The organism is Devosia elaeis (assembly GCF_001650025.1).
Taxonomy (GTDB): Bacteria; Pseudomonadota; Alphaproteobacteria; order Rhizobiales; family Devosiaceae; genus Devosia; species Devosia elaeis.
On record NZ_LVVY01000025.1, the window covers coordinates 1 to 1,048 of the forward strand.

Consider the following 1,048-nt stretch of genomic DNA (forward strand, 5'->3'; position numbering starts at 1 on the left):
ATTGACGCTGAGGCTCACCCTGTTTGACGCGCAGCAGACACGGCCACACAGACCAGGGCAGTGCCATAGGCAGACGCCAGTACCCAGCCCCAAGGCACCCCGTGCCACCAGCGATTGTTTTTGTTCCCCATGTCGGGATGTTTCGCTGAAAAAATCTGAGCCGCCAAGATCAGAAAACAAGACCGCGCTTCCCCCCGTGCCCCCTTCGAGGGGCCATAACCCTTCTTGACCACTCATTTTCTCAGGCTCATCTGCCCAACCGAGGTTCCATATGAAATCTTCTACCCGGCCATCATCGCCATCCAGGTCCACTACCGCCTTCGCCATGGCCAAGCTCACAACGGCGCTTGAGACGTTCCACTCCAATCGTGAAGGCGCGTCCATTCAATTGCTGCTTGTCTTCCTCGCGATTGCCCAACGCAAGACCATCAGCGCTGCCCAGATTGGCGCTGAAGTGGGGCTGAGCCAGTCGGCTGTGTCCCGTAGCGTCACGACGTTGGGCAGGGGCAAGGTGGGTGAGACTGGGCTCGGTCTCGTGGCCCAGGAGATCGACCCTATTGAAACCAGGGCGCATGCGATCAAGCTGACGACGAAGGGCAAGGCCCTGGCCAAGCAGCTTGCGGGATGCCTAGGAGGGCCAGCAATGAACCCTCCTGACCAGGAGATGCGCGACCGTGCCCGAGCCCCGTCTGAAGCGTTCGCAGGGGCACATTGGGAAGTGTGGGTGGACTAGTGACTATGTCTGAGCTTCAGCGCCTGTAACCGTCTTCGCGGCCTTTACGACCATGCATGAACGATGAAGTTCGCTGATGTTGTCCGTCATACCGGCGTGCAACAAGGCAGCGCCGAGTAGGCTGAAGCAGTCTTCATGTGCCAAGGCGCTGACTGCATTTGAACCTTGAACAAATGCCTCTTGCGCAGCAATCGCCGCCGCCCGAGCATCGGCAGCGTGACCATCCGACGGGCCACCACTGACGAACGCCTCGAAGACTAGCAGCTCGTGACGTTGTGTGGAGCGCACCCCATTTTGACCGGACAGCCGGCATAG

3 protein-coding genes are annotated in these 1,048 nt (G+C 59.5%); 1 reads left to right on the forward strand and 2 read right to left on the reverse strand.

Going from position 1 to position 1,048, the window contains the following annotated elements; translation table 11 throughout:
- Window positions 1-327 (reverse strand): hypothetical protein (locus A3840_RS19820; RefSeq protein WP_205633321.1); only part of this gene is annotated, 327 nt, incomplete at its 3' end.
- Here A3840_RS19820 and A3840_RS01495 point away from each other — a divergent pair.
- On the forward strand, window positions 326-733 hold the full coding sequence (locus A3840_RS01495; RefSeq protein ID WP_067450829.1) for a MarR family winged helix-turn-helix transcriptional regulator: 408 nt from the start codon (window positions 326-328) through the stop codon (window positions 731-733). The two genes, A3840_RS19820 and A3840_RS01495, sit on opposite strands and share 2 nt — an antisense overlap.
- Window positions 734-736: 3 nt before the next feature.
- Here A3840_RS01495 and A3840_RS19545 read toward each other — a convergent pair.
- A partial coding sequence (locus A3840_RS19545; RefSeq protein WP_165603102.1) for a hypothetical protein occupies window positions 737-1,048 on the reverse strand: 312 nt, incomplete at its 5' end.